This is a genomic window from Methylorubrum zatmanii (genome assembly GCF_014845115.1).
Lineage (GTDB): Bacteria > Pseudomonadota > Alphaproteobacteria > Rhizobiales > Beijerinckiaceae > Methylobacterium > Methylobacterium zatmanii.
In genome coordinates this window covers 1-14,788 of sequence record NZ_NKUI01000085.1, presented here as the reverse complement: position 1 = coordinate 14,788, position 14,788 = coordinate 1, and the positions used below count along the sequence as shown (strand labels likewise).

Here is a 14,788-nt window from a genome sequence, read left to right as displayed (position 1 = left end):
TCAGTCCTCCGCCGCGGCCTTGCCGAGCTCGGACTTGAGCGTGAACGAGTTCGCTACGACCACCGCCTGGCCGGGATCGAGCCCCTCCGTCACCTCCACGTCGTCGTCGTCCGACCGCCCGAGCTTGACCGGGCGCGCCTCGAAGCCTTCGGCCACGCGCACGAAGACGTTGGGCTTGCCCTCCAGGGTCTGGATCGCCGAGGCCGGGACGAGGACGCGCACCGGCTTCTCGGAGATGACGATCTCCGCGGCGACGAACGAGCCCGGCCGCCACGTCTCGTCAGGGTTGGCCAGTTCCGCGACGACCCTGGCCGCGCGGGTGGCTTGGTCGAGGACGGGCACGATGAAGACGATCCGGCCCTTCGCGGCCTCCCCGGTCGCCTCGGCCCGGACGGTCACGGCCTGGCCCTCGCGCACGAGCGGCATGTCGCCGGGACTGACCGCGAGGTCGATCCAGACCTTCGACAGGTCGACGACCGAGTAGAGCTCGGTCTCCAGGTTGTCCCGTCCGACCGCGGCCCCGGGGTCGACGCGGCGCTCGACGATCTTGCCCGCGATGGGCGAGCGGATCTCCTGACGCTCGAACTGAGCCTCCGGCTGCTTCGGCAGGGCGTCGATCTCGGCTTGGCTGAGGCCCAGGAAGGTCAGCTTGCGCCGGGCGGCGTCCTCCTTGACCTTGAGGTCCTGGTAGCTGGCCTGCGAGCGCAGGTACTGCTGCTCGGACGAGATGCGCTTGTCCCAAAGCTCCTTGTCGCGCTCGTAGAGCGTCTTCTGCAGGGCGGCCGAGACCCGCGCCGCCAGGTACTCGCCCTTGGTCTCGGCGATCTCGCGGCTGTCGAGCAGCGCCACGACCTCGCCCTTCGCGACCGTGTCGCCGAGCCCCTTGCGCAGTTCGACGACCGTCCCGGTGGTCTTGACCGCGATGCGGGCGGTCAGGTTGGCGCTCGGGATGACGGTGCCCGGCACGTGCAGGTGGCGCGAGAGGCTGCCTCCGCCGACCGTGCCCGTCCGAATCCCCGCCTTGGCGATCTGGTCGTCCGTCAGCGCGACGAGGCCGGGCCTCTCCGGCTCGCCCTTGGCCGCCGGAAGAGGCTCTGGCTTGGCGGGAGCGTTCCCGCCCTTGGTGGGGGACAGCATCGCGCGGACGGCCTCGGGAGCCCCGGGCCACCAGGTCGCGATCAGGAAGCCGCCGGCGACGGCCAGCAGCACGGGTATGAGGCGTTTGAGCATGTCGATGCCATGGCGGCGTGCCGCGCACCTGCGCGGAGCCGTGGTTCGAGGAAAGGGCGAGGTGAGCGGCCTCAGGCCCTCGGTGGCTCGAACGGCCCCTCGGCAGCGCCGCCGAAGCGGCAGGCATCGTCCGCGCAGGTGAATGGTCGCGCCACCGAGGCCCGGCCGGCCGCGGGAGCCTCGGCCGCGGTCGGCATGACACCCTGCGCGTGCGATTGCGTGTGGTGGATCAACTCGTCGGCATCCTGGTGGTCGGTCGCATGATCCTGCACCGCCGTCGACGGCATGGCGTGCGCGACGGGACCCGTCGCCTCGTGCCGGCCATGGGCGAGCAGCGGCAGCACCGTCACCGCCGACAGCAGCAACGCCACGGCCATCGTCATGAGACGCCGCCCGAATGACACCCGATCCAATCTCCCCGTCGAGCCGTGGTCCGACCGACGCGTCAAATACCCTTCCCTTATCCTATCCAGGAGGATAGCATGTCAACATGGAACACGTGCACGCCTCCCACCCGGACATCGTCAAGCGCCTCAAGCGCGCACACGGCCACCTCGCCGGTGTCATCGCGATGATCGACGAGGGCCGGCCCTGCCTCGACCTCGCCCAGCAACTCCAAGCGGTCGAGAGCGCCATCGCCAACGCGAAGCGCACCCTGATCGAGGACCACATGGAGCACTGCATCGGCGACGGCGTCGCCGACGGCGGCAAAACGGCCAGGGCCGCGCTCGCCGAGTTCAAGGCGCTGGCGAAGTACCTGTGAGGGGTGCCCGATGCTGAGCGTCCTCGCAAACCGGACCTACCGCCACCTGTTCGCCGCGCAGGTCGTCGCCCTGATCGGCACCGGCCTGCTGACGGTCGCCCTCGGGCTCCTGGCCTATCGCCTCGCCAAGGCCGAGGCCGGTGCGGTGCTCGGCACGGCGCTGGCCATCAAGATGGTCGCCTACGTGCTGGTCGCGCCGGTGGCGAACGCCTTCACCGGGCAGTTGCCGCGCCGCGCCTTCCTGGTGACGACCGACCTTGTGAGGGCCGCCGTCGCCCTGATCCTGCCCTTCGTCGACCAGATCTGGCAGGTCTACGTCCTCGTCTTCGTGCTCCAGTCCTGCTCGGCCGCCTTCACCCCGACCTTCCAGGCAACCATTCCCGACATCCTGCCGGAGGAGCGCGACTACACCCGGGCGCTCTCCCTCTCGCGGCTGGCCTACGACCTGGAGAACCTGCTCAGCCCGGCGCTCGCCGCCATCCTTCTGACGGTGATCAACTTCCACTGGCTGTTCGGCGGCACGGTCGTCGGTTTCCTATGCTCGGCGGCGCTCGTCGTGTCTGTCGGCCTACCGAGCCCGAAGCCGACCGAGCGCCGCGGGATCTACGAACGGACCACCCGCGGCCTCCGCATCTACCTCGCGACGCCGCGCCTGCGGGGCCTCCTCGCCCTGAACCTCGCGGTGTCGGCGGCCGGCTCTATGGTCATCGTCAACACGGTCGTGATCGTGCAGGCCATCCTGCACCGGCCCCAGAACGACGTCGCGGTCGCGCTCGGCCTGTTCGGCGGTGGCTCGATGGTCGCGGCTCTTCTGCTGCCGCGGGTGCTCGACCGGCTGCCGGACCGGACCGTGATGCTGCCGGCGGCGGCCCTCCTCGGCGTCGTGCTGCTCGCCTTCGCCGCAACGACCTGGGGCGGCGTGATCGGCTGGCCGATGCTGCTCGCCACATGGCTGGTTCTCGGGATCGGTTACTCGGCCGCTCAGACCCCGACCGGGCGGCTCCTCCGGCGCTCGGCCACGACCGAGGACCGGCCCGCGGTGTTCGCGGCTCAGTTCGCCCTGTCGCACGTCGCCTGGCTCGTCACCTATCCGCTGGCGGGCTGGCTTGGAGCCGAGGCCGGCATGCCGGTCACGCTCGCGGTGCTGGGCGTGCTCACCCTAGCGGCCATCGCGGCGGCGGCCGTGCTGTGGCCCGCCTCGGACCCGGACGTCGTCGAGCATGCACACGCCGACCTCGGGCCAGACCATCCGCACCTGGACGGCGCCGCGGCACGGCGGCACGCCCACGCCTTCGTCATCGACGACCTGCACCAGCGCTGGCCGGCGCACCGCCCTGGATAAGGATGGCGAGGCGCCTGACCGCCCTGCTCCCGTTCGCATTTGGGTGGGGGCCGTCCGCTTATCCGACGAAGCGGCTCGGAAGCGGACCAGCCGGTCACGGCCATTTCCAGTCAATTGCCGAGCGTCTGCTTTTGTCGGACCTGCTCCCTAAACCGGAACAGCTGCAATCCACCCGATTTAGCCGTCCGATTATCGTTTGGAAGGTCCGCTGCGAAGCCGCGTATCTGACATGACAATAGCCCACCAAGGAATTCGCAAAATTTTCACATAAACGAGCCGGCCTAGTTTCTGTAGAAGCCGTGTGGAAGGTCGCTGCATAGCCAAAACAGCGTGCCGATTTCATTTTCAGGCAGTCAGTTGCCGTCGAGTATCAGATACCCGATGTGGTTCGCCGGTGCGCGCGGCCTCGGTCATTTTCTCGATGTTAATTGGTAAGATGAGACGATCAATAACGTCTTTAAGTTTGATCAAGGCCTGACCTTTGTAATAACGCTCCATTTCAGACCGTCTGGTCTTGCTCTCGTGGCCAATCACCTCCTCCACAAAGTTCGGCTGAGCACCTGCGTTTATGATGAGCGTGGTCGCCGAATGTCGAAATGAGTGGAACGTGACGTCAGCACGTACACCGTGGTACGATTTAAAGCGCTGAAACCACTTCCCGAAGGCGCTGCCGTATGGCGAGTTCTCTCCATCATTGAGAGTATCCGTCTTCTCGGCGCCAGCCTCACCCTCAGGGAGGAGCAATTCATTCTCTTCTCGTCCCTCCACCAATGCCTCAATCAACCCGAGACTCAGCAGATTCTGATGGAGAGGGACCCATCGGGCGCTTCCTCCGGCTTTCAGGTCAAGAGTCGGATCCTTGAGATTGAAATGCCAGATTCCTGTCTCCTTGTGTCGTACGACGTGTCGTACCCGGAGTTGGAATATTTCACCGCGTCGCATGCCGCTGTGGCAGCCGATGAGGATGCCCCAGTAGCGTTCGTCACGTAGGACGTGCGGACCCGGCTTCTTCCAGCTTCGGCGACTGCGAATTCCGAAAAACAAATCTGCATTCAGCACGGCCGCGAGTTCGTCACTGTTCCACGCCGGCCGCTCGTCCCGAGCGCTGTGATGCCGACCTCGGACGCGGCTCATGTTGATGTGCAGACCGTCGAAGATCGACGGCGTACCCTTGGGAACGACTTCGTTGACCTGAGCCCATGGCCAGATGCCCGACAAGGCCGCAAGGTGCCGGTTGAAGGTCTGAGGCTTCAGGCGATCGATGTCCGCCTTACCGTTGCAATGCTCGATCAGGCCGCGGATGCCGCTTCGGCGCTGAATGTCACGCCACTCAACGCACTTGTCGTATTTCCCAGGAAGGCTGAGCAGAGCACGCCTGAACTCTGCGGCATCGGCGGGTCCATAGGCCTCGAGCGGCTTGTCGCCACATATCTCGACGAAAAGACGCCCTGTCGACTGGGCTTGGCGAGCAATAGCCTCTTTCCATTCGTTGTGTCTGACGCGATCGTCGCTATAGGCGGTCCAAATCTCGCTGAACAATCTCTCAGATTGATGCGCCATCTTTTTCGTTGGCGCATCGGACCGAGTGGGCGGGTTAGGAACAATCGGACGATGGGCGACCGCGTGCAGGGGGTGATGAGGCCTGACGACGTCGCGCAGATAGGCCAGTTTCTGCTCAGCGATCGTGATTTCGGCGTCGAGTAGCGCGCGGCAGAGCGCGTATTCCTGAGTGGGGGTGTCGAGGTCGATCTCGTTGCGTAAGGCGAGTTCCTGTGCCGCGCTGCGAACGGATGTGAATTTGTTGAGTGACCGGTCGCGCTTTAGGCCGTCCAGTCGGCACTGATAGAGGAACTCCCATTCGGCCGGATCATTGAGGGTCCCCCTCGGACAGTCTCCGACGAAATCGCTGCCATCGGCTATTCCGTCTTCAAGCATCGCGCTGTCGACACCAGGAAGGTCGTCGATCTTGGGGTAGTGCCCGATAGCCGTTATGAGGCCTTCGTGCTTCAGAGATTCGGAGTCTAAGTACTGCTCCGCGAGCCGGGCGATATCGGCGCGCGTGAGCGATCGGTTGAAACGGACGAGGGTGAACAAGGTCTCTGTCCCATCCCACAAGCGTTGCGCCATCCGTCGGGCCTCGCCCGGCGTGGCTTGGCCGAGCGAGCGCAGGATCTCGCGCTGACCGAACCTCTGACGCAGGTCATGGGGGATGATACGGCGAAAAAAGACCGTTTGTCGGCGACGGCGGAGGTGGGTGCGGGGCAAGGCAGGAATCCCTGCCGTCCAGACAAGTGGACCTCCCGAGTGGACCTGGACGGAGCGGTCGGCCCGGGCGGGTCCGAAAACAGCCGGAGAATCAACGGTCGGCTGAGAATCTTGAGACTTTGGCTGGGGCGCCAGGATTCTCACCCAGCATGACCTCAACAGAAGGCATCAGTTAAGTTATTGCAATTGCAGGCGCCTTAGCTTCGTGCGCACACGCAGTGGATACGATCCTGCGCTCATTGCCAAGGGCGTCCTCTGGCCATCCACAGGCCGCATTAAGGCATCGCCTCTCGCTAAATCAGGTCGCTCTGAAGCATGTCGAAGGTCGACAAAGCGCCATGGGACTAAGCCGCACTCGCGGCACGGCAACGAGTGTTGGATGCGGCGCGGGCGTGGCTGGAGCGGCCGCAGGCCGACCTGCTGCCCGTGCCATACTACCACGTCGTCTGCACCCTGCCAGCGGTTGTCGCGGCCGTGGCCTTCCAGAACAAGGCCGTGGTCTACGACCTGCTGTTCCGCACCGCCGCCGACACTCTGCTGACCATCGCCGCCGATCCGAAGCACCTTGGGGCAAAGATCGGGCTGACCGCCGTGCTCCACACCTGGGGCTCGGCCATGACGCACCACCCACACGTGCATATCGTCGTACCGGGCGGTGGCCTGTCCCCGGACGGCGCGCGCTGGACCGCTTGTCGGCCGCGCTTCTTCCTGCTCGTGCGGGTGCTCTCCCGCCTCTTCCGCCGGCTGTTCCTCGACCGGCTGGCCGAGGTGCATCACGCCGGGCGGCTCACCTTCCATGGCGCGTTGGCGGCTCTCGCCGACCCCGATGCCTTTGCGGCCCATCTGGCACCACTGCAGCGGGCCGAGTGGGTGGTCTACGCCAAGCGGCCCTTCACCGGGCCAGAGGCCGTGCTCGCCTACCTGTCGCGCTACACTCACCGCGTCGCCATCGCCAACAGCCGGCTCTTGGCCCTCGACGAGCGCGGCGTCACGTTCCGCTGGAAGGACTACCGGGCGCGGAACGGTGCGAAGGGCCGCGAGTGGATCAAGACCATGACCCTCCCGGCGGACGAGTTCCTTCGCCGCTTCCTGCTGCACGTGCTGCCCGACGGCTTCCACCGCATCCGCCATTGCGTCCTGTTCGCCAGCGCCACGCGGGCTGCCAACATCGCCAGGATCCTGAGCCTGCTCACACCCCCGTCGCCGCCGCGCGAGGCCGCCCCCGAGCCCGAACCCGCCGCCATCGTCGACCCGCCCGCGGGGCCCGCCTGCCCGTGCTGCGGGGGCCGCATGCTCATCGTCGAGCGCTTCCGCCGCGGCGAGGTTCCAAGGCTGCGCCCGAGCGCCGTCGGGGTCGACACGTCTTGATAGCCGCCCCGAACCCGACCGCCACCGCCAGCCGACAGAGCGCGGGACCAGCGACCCGCCGCGGGCCTGCATGCGCTGAGACACCCAGCCATGGCCGGCTCACCCCCGCCGGCAGAGCTCACGGCTCTCATCAGAGCTGCGATGCGCGGTCACGAAGGCCAGCACCCGCCCCGGGATCGCGCCAGGGCAGCGGCGTCGATGGTCGCCGAGAGAGCCGTCGCACCCTTCATTCCCCATAGCGCGCGGGCCAGCCTTCAACGTCGCTGCTCCCCCGCGGCTTCCTCCTCTGGAGGTTTTCGAACGCCGGCCCCCAGCCCGGCACGACCCCAGCGCACGGGCCGCCATCCGAAAACCTTCACAACAAAACGGACTTGCGCCTCCTGACGGTACTAGGTCCGCTCTAGATGATGGAGCGAACATAGGATTGTGAGGGCCCAAGTAAGCCGGCCGGAAATGGCATGCCGCAAGGCCTCCAGCGACACTTGGGGTAGGGGCTCCCAAGCGGCTTCTTCGTGGTCGCAACTGAACCGCACCGGCTACGTCTGCGATCCGCGGCTATCAAGTTCGAGGCATGCGGAACGGCGCATTGTCGGCGCTGACCATCCCTACGCAGCCGCTAAGAGCGAGATAGCCGGGCCGTGTGGGCGAAGGTGGTGCGCATGTCGTCTCCCTACCCGATCGGACGGCAGAGTAGCTAGGCTTGGCCCTCAAGGCGATGGAGGCGAGATTCTTGAGCGATCCACGCAGAGAACGTACCAGGAACTGGCGCTGTGCAGCGGCGTGAGCTATCGTCAGTCCGACCGGGAGCGCCTCGTGGCAAAGAACTCACGAATCGAATGGACGACCCACACGTTCAACCCGTGGTGGGGATGTGTAAAGGTCTCCCCGGCTTGCAAGCACTGCTACGCAGAGTCTTGGGCCAAGCGCGTAGGCAAGGACGTCTGGGGGATCGGTGCTGAACGACGCTTTTTTGGCGACAAGCATTGGGCGGAGCCACTTCGCTGGAACACCGCTGCAGCTGCTGAAGGTGAGCGACCGCGAGTATTTTGTGCGTCTATGGCAGACGTTTTTGAAGATCGCCGAGATCTGGATCAATGGCGTGATCGTTTGTGGGGCCTGATAGCTGCAACCCCAAATCTCGACTGGTTACTGCTAACAAAGCGACCGGATCTGGTAAGCCGCCTCACCCCATGGGGCGATGATTGGCCGTCCAACGTTTGGATAGGCACGACAGTCGAAGATCAGGACTGGGCCGACGAGCGTCTACCAGAACTTGCGGTCCTGCCGGCCGCGGTGCGTTTCATTTCAGCAGAGCCGCTGCTGGGCCCGGTGGACCTTGGGAGATGGGCTCATGCGATCGATTGGGTGATTACGGGTGGCGAGAGCGGCCCAAAGGCGCGACCAACTAGTCCCTCATGGTTCAGAAGTCTGCTCAACCAGTGCATGGCTGCAGATATTCCCTTCCATTTCAAGCAGTGGGGTGACTGGGCCCCGGGCCAGGGCATCAATCTCGCCAAGGCGAGAGCTGCACCGGCAGAAGATGGGACCACCATGCTCAGGGTGGGCAAGAAAGTAGCTGGTCGCCATTTCGATGGCATCACGTGGGATGGGCTTCCGCGGTCGAGGTCAGCATGACAGAGCTCCCTCTGCTTTTCGACAAAGCTGATCTTCCCCTCCACCCGCTAACGCCAGAGAAAAATTTTAAATCCCTTCAGTACCCAGTCTGGTCCGAGGATAAAGCAAAGCTGATTCAAGAGTATCTTCGTCTTTTTACTTTTATTACAAAGCATGGCATCTACATAGATGGATTCTCGGCGCCTCAACAGCGCAGCATGGCAGAAATTTGCTCCGCAAGACTCGTCATGGAGACCGAGCCAAAGCGCATCAAGACTTTCTGGCTTTGCGATTTAGACCCGAAAGGCATCGAGCTGCTTAGGGCAATCGCAGGTGCAGATAAAACACCAAAACGGCGCATCGAGATACGCGAGGGTGACTTCAACTTAGTGCTTCCAGAAATTCTGGCCTCAGGTTGCATCACCTCAAAAACGGCGACCTTTGCCCTCCTCGACCAAAGAACATTCGAGTGTTCGTGGCAAACGGTTCAAGCGCTCTCCAGATACAAGTCGACTCTAGACCCACAAGCAACTAAAATCGAGATTTTCTACTTTTTTGCTACTGGGTGGCTCGATCGTTCGATTGCTGCTGTGAGTCGGCCACAAACCACTGCAAAGCTAGAAAGCTGGTGGGGACGTCCAGACTGGCGGCAGTTACAAGGGATGCAAGGCGTACCACGTGCGAAGATGCTGGCAGATCGCTTCAAGAGCGAGCTTGGCTATAAATACGCGCATCCCTATGCAATTCACAGTCGACGCCGACATGGACGAACTATGTACCATATGATCCATGCAACAGATCACGCCGAAGCTCCCCTCCTGATGCTACGCGCCTATCGTAAAATTTCAGGCCGGCCAGAAATCGATCCAGCCTCAACTCAAGTTGATATGGCTGAGCTGTGGAGAGATGTGCAATGATCTGTTCCAGCCGGTGCTCGGCAGGCCCTTTAAACACTGGCTGTTGAGATCCCGAACTGCATGGCTGTCACCGCGATGCTGGCTGAGTGTTCCTTGCGCCAAGCGGCCACGGTGGCGTCGTCTAGGACCTTCTCCCGGCCGAGAGCTTGGCCGGAAGCCTTCGCCCGCACGATGCCCGCCATCTGCCGAGCCTTGGTGCTGGAGCGCTCCAGCTCGGCGACAACGGCCAGCATGGTGAGCATAGCCTTGCCGACCGGCGTAAAGAGGTCGAACCCCTCGCGCAGTGTGGGTGCCGGCTGGAATGGCTGAACCGATCGAGAAGCGGCGCCAGGCGCGGCAGAAGGTGTCTGGCCTACCGGTCAGCACGGCCACCGCAGTGATCAACGTGCTGGCCGTCAGGCTGGACCAGCTAGAGAAGTAGAAAGCGTTTCTGCCTATCGAGCTAGGGCAGCAGCAAAGGTGATCTCGTCACCAGCTTCGACCACCACGAAGGGCACACCAAGATCCTTCGCATGCGAATGGGCGAGGGCCATTGCCAATTCCTGGTGCCGCTCCAAGGTTGCCTCGTCGCGCATGGGACGCTGGCGGGTCGCATCCGAGGCTCGTCGCTCGATTATCGCGGCCGGATCCGATCGAATGAACACGATCAAATCCGGTGCCAAACCCTGCACGACCGACAGAGGGATCTGAACGAGCGAAGTATCATCATCCACGACATTGTGAGCATCAAGAAGGATCGGGCTATCAGTTTTTGCACGTAGGAGGTCGAACTCCCTGACGAGCAGCTGCTGGTTGTCCATGACGGACCCCTGCCGCAGACCTTCCGAGTCTGTTGGCTCACCGATTGACCGCTTCGCCTCACGCAAAAGCGCACTAGCCGACGCGTGGACGGCACCGTGACGCGCGGCGAATCGCTCGCAGAGCCAGCTCTTGCCGACGCCTGAGAGGCCAAAGACATGAGTGACGTGGGCCATGCTGCGCGTCCGGAGCAAGGAAAGAATCGTGGGGAATGCCGTTGGTTGGAGCTTGGAACAGCGCGGCACACAATTAGAACTGAGGTCGCGACCGGGTTGGGTCAGGGGCGACGGAGACATAGATGTACGATAGTCGTCAAGATGCGTCGGGCCCGACAGCCCGCGACTGGCAAATCGCCGCGGCCAACCGATTCCCGGATCAGCGCCTGATCGAGCGTCGTCGCTTTGTCATGCAGGACGATCTCGTCGCGTTGGTACAGAACGGCCGGAAACGCACCACTATTAGGTTCGATGAGCATGGCCTGGAGTATCCGGCTAGCAGGGTTCTCCCCATCTATGCCGTCGGCGGCAACCAGCCGCACCACGAAGCTGCGCCCGCGGGCGAGGTTGTGCTAACCGGCTTGAGGTATGTGCGCTGCGGTGATCTCTCGTCCGCCGACGCGAAGGCAGACGGTTTCAAGGATCGCCAAGAGCTGATCGACGCCCTGACCCGCTTCTACCCGTCGATCACACCGAGTTCGTTGGTCTGCATATACGCGTTCGCCCCCGTAGTAAGCGAATCTGAGACGGGCGCGGCAGCAAACCGCCGTTCGGGACGGTCGGCTACCGCCTCCGCGCTTGCGGCTGCAGTCTGATAGCTTGAGCCTTTTGCATGCTGCCAGGATGCCTGGGATACGACAACCGGCGAAGCCGTAGCACTCAGATATGTGCTACGGCTGGGCCAAGACAGCCAGGAACGACCCAAAACGCACCAACGGGCATAGAGTGTCCGCTTCAGCCAGCATCACAGCTGATGAATACGTGGAGCAGGGTAGATCGGTGCGACCTAACACTACCTGGGCATCATTCCTGATTGCATAGTAGGATCAACGACTTACAGGATCGACCCGTTCATGCTAAGTCGTTGATTACCAATGTCTTATATGTAAGCGCTCGGTGACGGCCGCCTTGTGCGGGTAGTGCTCCGCTCTGGATACAGGACCTGGCGTCGGATGGCGCTGTATCGGCCCTGTGTCTGGACCTATGACCAACCCTCACATCATCGTCGCCGGCACGCGCCGAAGCTGGTCGCCCGAGCAGAAGCGGGCCATTCTGGCCGAGGCGGACGATCCCGCCACGACCGCCTCGGCGGTAGCGCGTCGACACGGCCTGCATTCCAGCCTGCTGTTCCGCTGGCGGCGCGCCGTGCTGGCCGAGCAGCAGGCTCGGACGCCCTCCGCCCCGCCGGCCTTCGTCCCGCTCGCCCTGCCGCCGCCCGCCGTTGCGGCCGCCGAGAGGCCGGCCGGGTCGGGCGTCGTCGAGATCGAGTTGGCCGGCGGTCACCGGCTGCGGGCCGAGGCGGGTGCGGACCTGGCGCTGCTGCAGGGTGTAATCGCGGCGCTGCTCCACCGATGATCCCGGTCCCGTCCGGTTCGCGCGTCTGGCTGGCCACCGGACACACCGACATGCGCAAGGGCTTCGACGGGCTGGCCGCGCTGGTGCAGGACCATCTCTCCCGCGATCCGTTCTCGGGGCAGGCCTTCGTGTTCCGCGGGCGGCAGGGGCACCTGATCAAGGTGCTGTGGTGGGACGGCCAGGGCCTGTGCCTGTTCGCCAAGCGCCTGGAGAAGGGCCGCTTCATCTGGCCGGCCACCGCCGGGGCCGCGGCGGCGCTGACGCCGGCCCAGCTCGCCATGCTACTGGAGGGCATCGACTGGCGCGCGCCGCTGCGCACCGACCGGCCGAGGGTCGCGGGCTGAAGCGGAAGACTACCGAGGTGGGGACGTCCGAGGCCGAGGCTGTGGCGAGCCTCGTCGGCACGGCTTAAGCTGTTGGCGTGGCTCTCGATCCTGCCCTGCTGCCCGACGACGTCGACGCGCTCAAGCGTCTGATCGTCGGCATGGCGCGCGAGGCGGTCCAGGCCGACACCCTGATCGAGAAGCTGCGCTTCGAACTCGCCCGACTGAAGCGGGCGCGGTTCGGCGCCTCCTCCGAGAAGCTCGGCGAACGGGTCGAGCAGCTCGAACTGGCCATCGAGGCGCTGGAGACCGACGCGGCCGAGCGCTTGGGTGCCGCGCCGGTCGTGGCCGAGGCGGTGGAGGCCGCGCGCCTCAGGCCGGCCCGGCGGGCGTTGCCCGAGCACCTGCCGCGCGAGAGCGTGGTCCATGCCGGCCCCTGCACCTGCCCGGCCTGCGGTGGGGGCTTACGCCGGATCGGCGAGGACGTGACCGAGAGCCTCGACTACGTGCCGGGCCGGTTCAAGGTGGTGCGCCACGTGCGCGAGGCCTTCGCCTGCACCGCCTGCGAGCAGGTGGTGCAGGCGCCCGCGCCCCACCACGCCGTTCCCCGCGGACGGGCCGGCCCCGGACTGCTCGCCCACATCGCGGTGGCGAAGTTCGACGACCACCTGCCGCTCTACCGTCAGGCCGAGATCTATGCCCGTGACGGGGTGGACCTGGCCACCTCGACCCTATCGGGCTGGCTCGGCGCCACCGCGGCCAGCTTGAGGCCGCTGGTCGATCTCCTGCGCCGGGAGGTGATCGCCGGCTCGGCCGTCCTGCACGGCGACGACACGCCGATCCCGGTGCTGGCGCCGGGCAGTGGCAAGACCCGGACCGGCCGGCTCTGGACCTATGTGCGCGACGAGCGCTCCCATGGTGGCGCCCGTCCGCCGGCGGCGGTGTTCTTCGCTTCGCCCGACCGCCGGGGCGAGCGTCCGCTCGCGCATCTGGCGGGCTTCTCCGGCGTGCTGGTGGCCGATGGCTATGCCGGCTTCAACGGGCTCTACGAGAAGGCCCGACCGGGCGGCCCACTCACGGAAGCGGCCTGCTGGGCGCATGTGCGCCGCAAGATCTTCGACGTGCACGCCGCGACCGGCTCGGCGCTGGCCGCGGAGGCGCTGGCGCGGATCGGTGCGCTCTACGGGATCGAGCGTGAGCTGCACGGCAAACCGCCCGACGCCCGCACCCGTGAGCGGCAGGCCCGCGCAAAGCCGCTAGCGGCGGGGCTGAAGCTGTGGGCGGAACGGAGCCTGACCCAGCTGCCGGGTCGGTCCGAGCTGGCCAAGGCGCTGCGCTACATGTTGGCCCGTTGGTCGGCGCTGACCCGCGCCTTCGACGACGGACGCATCGCGCTCGACAACAACGCGGCCGAGCGGGCACTGCGCGGCGTGGCGGTCGGGCGCAAGAACTATCTGTTCGCCGGTTCCGACCTCGGGGCCGAGCGCGCGGCTGTCTTCTACACCCTGATCGAGACGGCCAAGCTGAACCGGCTCGATCCCGAGGCCTACCTGCGCGACGTGCTCACACGCATCGCCGATCATCCCGCCAAGCGGCTGGCAGACCTGCTGCCCTGGAACTGGACGCCCGCCCAGCCGGTCGCGCACGCCGCCTAACCAGCCGGCCTCTCACCGAGCGCTTACTCTTATATCAAAATTCGCCCAGGTAGTGCTAGGGCTTGTTGTCACTTGATCCAATCGAGCGTTGCGGCGAGGCAGAGGACGCCTGTGAAGCTGGCGGCGGTCTTCTCGTAGCGGGTGGCCACCGCTCGCCATTCCTTCAGCCGCGCCCAGAGGCGCTCGACGCGGTTGCGGTTGGTGTAGATCCAGTCCGGGCAGCGGGTGGGTGCTTCGTTGCGCTTGGTGGGGACGGCCGGCTTGGCGCCCACGTCGCGGATGTGCTGACGGAAGCCGTGACTGGAGTAGCCGCGGTCGGCCACGACCCACAGCGGCACTCCGGGCAACTGGTCGAGCAACGGCACGGCGTGGGGCAGTTCGTGCGCCTGTCCCGGCGCGAGGCGGAAGGCGACGGCGCGGCCCGCGCCGTCGGCGATCACGCAGGCCTTGGTGCCATACCCGCCACGAGACCGGCCAAGCGCTTCACGACCGTCTCGCTCGGTCGCAGATCCCCCCTTCTGGCCGCACCTGCCGCCTTCTGGTGCGCCCGCATGTTGGTGCCGTCGAGGAACACCATGCCGAGCTGCACGCCGCGCTCCTGCACCAGGGCGAGCAGGCGCTCCCACACTCCGGCGCGCGCCCAGCGGATGAAGATCTGCGCCGCCCGCCACCACGGCCCGAACTCGTCTGGAATGGCGCGCCACTTGGCCCCGTTCTGGTGCCGCCACAGGATGGCCGAGAGCGTGCGTTGCAGGTCCTGCGGCGGGGTCTTCGCCTTCGGCCGGCAGGCATGCACCAGCGGCTCTAGAGCCGCCCACTGCGCGTCGTTCAGCATCAGCCCGCTCCATCCAGAGGACAGAAAACGCTCACACCCCCAAGACGTTCAGGCGACGACAGACCCTAGCGACGTCAGACCTAGAATTCGAACCCGAGATCGATTGA

General features: G+C 65.3%; 14 protein-coding genes and 1 pseudogene. 9 read left to right on the top strand and 6 right to left on the bottom strand.

Annotated elements, in window-relative coordinates; translation table 11 throughout:
* On the bottom strand, positions 1 to 1,230 hold the full coding sequence (locus MZTS_RS11500) for an efflux RND transporter periplasmic adaptor subunit (protein WP_024830177.1): 1,230 nt from the start codon (positions 1,228 to 1,230) through the stop codon (positions 1 to 3).
* A gap of 71 nt (positions 1,231 to 1,301) precedes the next feature.
* Entirely contained in the window at positions 1,302 to 1,613 is a 312-nt protein-coding gene (locus tag MZTS_RS11495; RefSeq protein ID WP_024830176.1) for a hypothetical protein, read from the bottom strand.
* Between the two features lie 107 nt (positions 1,614 to 1,720).
* Between MZTS_RS11495 and MZTS_RS11490 the strand changes: the two genes are divergently transcribed.
* Together MZTS_RS11490 and MZTS_RS11485 are read left to right on the top strand one after the other, a co-directional pair.
* A complete protein-coding gene (locus MZTS_RS11490) occupies positions 1,721 to 1,993 on the top strand; it encodes a metal-sensing transcriptional repressor (protein WP_024830175.1) in 273 nt (90 codons plus the stop codon).
* Between the two features lie 10 nt (positions 1,994 to 2,003).
* Positions 2,004 to 3,335 carry an MFS transporter gene (locus tag MZTS_RS11485; protein ID WP_024830174.1) on the top strand — a complete coding sequence of 444 codons (1,332 nt, stop codon included), beginning with the start codon at positions 2,004 to 2,006 and terminating at the stop codon, positions 3,333 to 3,335.
* Positions 3,336 to 3,680: 345 nt separating this feature from the next.
* On the opposite strand, the gene MZTS_RS11480 is transcribed toward MZTS_RS11485, so the two are convergent.
* Complete coding sequence (locus MZTS_RS11480) at positions 3,681 to 5,600, bottom strand: DUF6538 domain-containing protein (RefSeq protein ID WP_123834326.1); 1,920 nt, start codon at positions 5,598 to 5,600, stop codon at positions 3,681 to 3,683.
* Positions 5,601 to 5,984: 384 nt separating this feature from the next.
* Here MZTS_RS11480 and MZTS_RS11475 point away from each other — a divergent pair.
* The 3 genes and pseudogenes from MZTS_RS11475 to tcmP all read left to right on the top strand — a co-directional run.
* Positions 5,985 to 6,968 (top strand): annotated as a pseudogene (locus MZTS_RS11475) (IS91 family transposase); the annotation flags it as partial.
* A 780-nt stretch (positions 6,969 to 7,748) separates the two neighbouring features.
* Positions 7,749 to 8,603, top strand: a complete 855-nt coding sequence (locus tag MZTS_RS11470; RefSeq protein WP_312893383.1) for a DUF5131 family protein — start codon at positions 7,749 to 7,751, stop codon at positions 8,601 to 8,603.
* Positions 8,600 to 9,499 carry a three-Cys-motif partner protein TcmP gene (gene tcmP, locus MZTS_RS11465; protein ID WP_183669330.1) on the top strand — a complete coding sequence of 300 codons (900 nt, stop codon included), beginning with the start codon at positions 8,600 to 8,602 and terminating at the stop codon, positions 9,497 to 9,499. Before MZTS_RS11470 ends, tcmP begins: the two co-directional genes overlap by 4 nt.
* A gap of 29 nt (positions 9,500 to 9,528) precedes the next feature.
* Here tcmP and MZTS_RS11460 read toward each other — a convergent pair whose 3' ends face one another.
* Positions 9,529 to 9,783: a recombinase family protein gene (locus MZTS_RS11460; RefSeq protein ID WP_281384577.1), complete on the bottom strand. Its 255-nt coding sequence runs from the start codon at positions 9,781 to 9,783 to the stop codon at positions 9,529 to 9,531.
* Positions 9,784 to 9,933: 150 nt separating this feature from the next.
* Complete coding sequence (locus tag MZTS_RS11455; RefSeq protein WP_183669332.1) at positions 9,934 to 10,473, bottom strand: ATP-binding protein; 540 nt, start codon at positions 10,471 to 10,473, stop codon at positions 9,934 to 9,936.
* Positions 10,474 to 10,595: 122 nt separating this feature from the next.
* Between MZTS_RS11455 and MZTS_RS11450 the strand changes: the two genes are divergently transcribed.
* The 4 genes from MZTS_RS11450 to tnpC all read left to right on the top strand — a co-directional run bounded on the left by MZTS_RS11450 (position 10,596) and on the right by tnpC (position 13,846).
* On the top strand, positions 10,596 to 11,108 hold the full coding sequence (locus tag MZTS_RS11450; RefSeq protein ID WP_024830171.1) for an ASCH domain-containing protein: 513 nt from the start codon (positions 10,596 to 10,598) through the stop codon (positions 11,106 to 11,108).
* Positions 11,109 to 11,496: 388 nt separating this feature from the next.
* The gene (gene tnpA, locus MZTS_RS11445) at positions 11,497 to 11,868 is read left to right on the top strand and encodes an IS66-like element accessory protein TnpA (RefSeq protein WP_009864310.1); all 372 of its coding nucleotides are present in this window, start codon (positions 11,497 to 11,499) and stop codon (positions 11,866 to 11,868) included.
* Complete coding sequence (tnpB, locus tag MZTS_RS11440; RefSeq protein WP_024830170.1) at positions 11,865 to 12,212, top strand: IS66 family insertion sequence element accessory protein TnpB; 348 nt, start codon at positions 11,865 to 11,867, stop codon at positions 12,210 to 12,212. The genes tnpA and tnpB overlap by 4 nt, the downstream gene beginning before the upstream one ends.
* A 140-nt stretch (positions 12,213 to 12,352) precedes the next feature.
* The gene (gene tnpC, locus MZTS_RS11435) at positions 12,353 to 13,846 is read left to right on the top strand and encodes an IS66 family transposase (protein ID WP_246417574.1); all 1,494 of its coding nucleotides are present in this window, start codon (positions 12,353 to 12,355) and stop codon (positions 13,844 to 13,846) included.
* Positions 13,847 to 13,914: 68 nt separating this feature from the next.
* Here tnpC and MZTS_RS11430 read toward each other — a convergent pair.
* Positions 13,915 to 14,681, bottom strand: a protein-coding gene (locus MZTS_RS11430; RefSeq protein WP_192283943.1) for an IS5 family transposase whose coding sequence is annotated in 2 segments (ribosomal slippage) — positions 13,915 to 14,366 and positions 14,366 to 14,681 — 768 coding nt in all. Because the reading frame shifts where the segments join, the coding sequence is not laid out codon by codon here.
* Positions 14,682 to 14,788 lie beyond the last annotated feature (107 nt).